Source organism: Paracoccus salipaludis (genome assembly GCF_002287065.1).
GTDB classification, from domain to species: Bacteria; Pseudomonadota; Alphaproteobacteria; order Rhodobacterales; family Rhodobacteraceae; genus Paracoccus; species Paracoccus salipaludis.
Genome location: NZ_NSJZ01000069.1, coordinates 1 through 1,375 on the forward strand (window position 1 = coordinate 1; position 1,375 = coordinate 1,375).

Sequence of the window (1,375 nt, forward strand, 5' to 3'; positions counted from 1 at the left end):
AGTAAGTTTTGGATATCTATGGATGAAAATATAAGGGAGATTACTCAAACCTTAGAATCAAATGTAAATGCAGAGCTTGGCGGCGAAGTTGAAAAATTTAATGCTCGTGCGGGATATGTAAGAAGCTTAAGTGCAGAAAAAAAGTCTCAACTCCAAAGAGTTGCTAGGAAGTTTGCGTTCCCAGATTTGTTATCAGATTTGTCTAAAGTGATCGATACTTTGGCCGAACACGGCACAAAATCCAATCCAAGCTTTATACTTATAGACCAGCTTGACGAAAACTGGATTGATCCTCAAATAAAATATCCGCTGATTAGAGCTCTAATTGAAAGCTTGAAAAGTCTGAGAAGAATAAATGATTTAAAGACTGTAGTAGCCTTGAGATCTGATTTGCTTGAGAAAGTAATATTGGAAACTAAAAATTCAGGCTTTCAAAGCGAAAAATATGAAGATTATATTGTTCGCCTCAAGTGGGATGCTAAGGACCTGAAATCATTAGTAAATAAAAGAATGAACTTTCTTTTTAGAAGAAAGTACAGTCGAGAAAACATAACGTTTGAGGACATTTTTTCTGAACAAGTGACAAACTCTGGGAATGCCTTTTCAGCAATTCTAGAGAGAACTTTATATCGCCCAAGGGATGTTATTAACTTCATCAATCTTTGCTTAGAGCAATCTGAAGGCAGTACGTCCGTTTCACGTCGAAGCTTCACTGTGGCAGAGAGAAGTTACTCTGCAAATCGCCTTACAGCTATGGCCGAGGAGTGGCAAAACGTTATATTAAATGCTGACGCCGTTTTGAATGTTCTTAAAGGCAAAAGGGAAGTTTTTGAGCTATCCGAGTTTTGCACAAGTGATTTACTTGAACTGCTCCTAAAACATTACCCAAACGACGCCCAAGGGAAACCTGATGAGCTTTGGCAACTAGTCAACGATGCAATGTCCCGCGATGTTGAGCCCTTCGAGTTAGCGTCCACCTTAATCTCAAGATTGCACCTTATGGGTGCTGTTGGAGTAAAGTACGATCCTGGTTTGTCGTACCAGTTCTTTTTCCAGACGCAAAAACCGCTTCCCACAATCCAACTTGAACAATCTACAAAGGTGAAGATTCATCCGATGCTCCACTCGGCACTAGGGGTCATAAAATAAAATAATTGTAGTTGTTCAATCCAATGGTGCGGCTTCTTCGCCGCCCTTCATAGCCTCGATGATCTGATCCACATGCGCCCGCTGCTGCTGCGCGCGGCGAACCATGAGGCTGCGGGTCTTGTCGTTGTCCCGGGCGATCTGGTGCAGCTGGTGGGCTAACTGGTCCAGTTGCAGGCGGGGGATCTTCTGCCCGCGCTGCACGGCCGCGTTCATGGCCCGCACCACC

2 protein-coding genes are annotated in these 1,375 nt (G+C 43.3%); one reads left to right on the forward strand and one right to left on the reverse strand.

The window, feature by feature from the left end; all coding sequences use genetic code 11:
• Nucleotides 1-1,149, forward strand: a 1,149-nt coding sequence (locus tag CK240_RS18455; RefSeq protein WP_205957911.1) for a P-loop ATPase, Sll1717 family, incomplete at its 5' end; no start/stop codon positions are given.
• A gap of 15 nt (nt 1,150-1,164) precedes the next feature.
• On the opposite strand, the gene CK240_RS17530 is transcribed toward CK240_RS18455, so the two are convergent.
• Nucleotides 1,165-1,375: hypothetical protein (locus CK240_RS17530; protein WP_205957912.1), on the reverse strand; the 211-nt coding region annotated here is incomplete at its 5' end.